Origin of the sequence: Vibrio sp. 10N.222.52.C3, from assembly GCF_041474195.1 — a bacterium.
In the GTDB taxonomy this organism is placed as follows: domain Bacteria; phylum Pseudomonadota; class Gammaproteobacteria; order Enterobacterales; family Vibrionaceae; genus Vibrio; species Vibrio crassostreae_C.
In genome coordinates this window covers 1-1,542 of record NZ_JBFRTQ010000230.1, presented here as the reverse complement: position 1 = coordinate 1,542, position 1,542 = coordinate 1, and the positions used below count along the sequence as shown (strand labels likewise).

General features: G+C 47.3%; 1 protein-coding gene. It reads left to right on the top strand.

The annotated features are described in order from the left end of the window. Positions 1-219: 219 nt before the first annotated feature. The gene (locus tag AB4517_RS22525) at positions 220-1,488 is read left to right on the top strand and encodes an O-acetylhomoserine aminocarboxypropyltransferase/cysteine synthase family protein (protein WP_017061406.1); all 1,269 of its coding nucleotides are present in this window, start codon (positions 220-222) and stop codon (positions 1,486-1,488) included. Positions 1,489-1,542: the final 54 nt, after the last annotated feature.

The following is a 1,542-nucleotide window of genomic DNA, read 5'->3' as shown; positions in this document are numbered from 1 at the left end:
TGGGAGGGGCCACCAAATTAGAAAAGCCAGAACAGTTCACGCTGCTCTGGCTTTTTGCTTTTCTGATTCAGTACCAATCACACCCTGCACTTCCGAACCAAAAACGAATCGTCCCGCACACAATTCCAATTGCCTCTCTGTGACTAAACATACTTTTCTTTTATAAAAAAATCGGCAATATGAGAGTACATAAATCGCTCAATAGTTCAGGGAAGACTCATGAAAGACGAAACACTCTCGATTCACTTCGGTTACGACACTGATCCAACAACCAAATCGGTTGCCACTCCAATCTACCAAACCGTCGCGTACGAATTCGATGACGCACAACACGGCGCCGACCTCTTCAACCTTGCGGTGCCAGGCAATATCTACACACGGATAATGAACCCAACCAATGATGTGTTAGAAAAACGCATGGCCGCCTTAGAAGGAGGTATCGCAGGCTTAGTGGTAAGTGCGGGCAGTGCTGCGATCAACTATGCGATTCAGACGTTGGCGCAAATCGGTGACAACATTGTTTCAACACCTCAGCTTTACGGTGGTACTTACACCCTATTTGCTCATATGCTGCCAAACCAAGGGATCGAAGTTCGTTTTGCTAAAGACGATAAACCAGAAAGCTTAGCGGCACTGATTGACGAAAAAACCAAGGCGGTTTACTGCGAAAGTATCGGTAACCCAGCAGGTAATATTATCGACTTAGAGCGTGTTGCTGAACTTGCTCACGCACAAGGTGTACCTGTGATTGTTGATAACACGGTGGCGACGCCTGTACTGTGTAAACCTATCGATTTTGGTGCTGACATCGTGGTGCACTCACTAACTAAATACGTGGGTGGTCACGGTACAACGTTAGGTGGCGTGATTGTCGACTCAGGTAAATTCCCATGGGCACAGCACAAGGACCGCTTCCCTGTGTTTAATCAGCCAGAGCCTTCTTATCATGGCGTGGTTTATACCGAGGCCTTTGGTGAGGCTGCGTTTATTGGTCGTGCTAGAACGGTTCCCCTACGTAATACAGGTGCAGCACTGTCACCAATGAATGCTTTCATGTTGATGCAAGGTTTGGAGACGTTGTCGCTACGCATGGAGCGACACACAGAGAATGCCTTGAAAGTAGCGGAATACCTCAAGCAACACGAGAAAGTCAGTTGGGTAAGTTACGCTGGCCTGCCTGATTCAGAATTCTATCCACTCGCTGAAAAGTACATGCAAGGTAAGCCATCGGCCATTCTATCTTTTGGTTTAAAAGACGGTTATGAAGCCGGTGTTCGCTTCTATGATGCACTGCAAATCTTCAAGCGCTTAGTTAACATTGGCGATGCGAAATCTCTCGCTTGTCACCCAGCTTCGACGACACACCGTCAACTAAGCGAAGCTGAACAGAAACAAGCCGGTGTATCACCGGAGATGATTCGCCTATCAGTAGGTATCGAGCACATTGACGATATCTTGGCTGACCTAGAGCAAGCACTGAGCGCTTAATGACGCTACAGCTAGCTCTAACACTGATCGTTAAGTAACAGAATCGAGTAGGAG

Bases quoted from the DNA above. Each gene is read 5' to 3' on its own strand.
- AB4517_RS22525 (WP_017061406.1), top strand. From the start codon at position 220: ATGAAAGACGAAACACTCTCGATTCACTTCGGTTACGACACTGATCCA.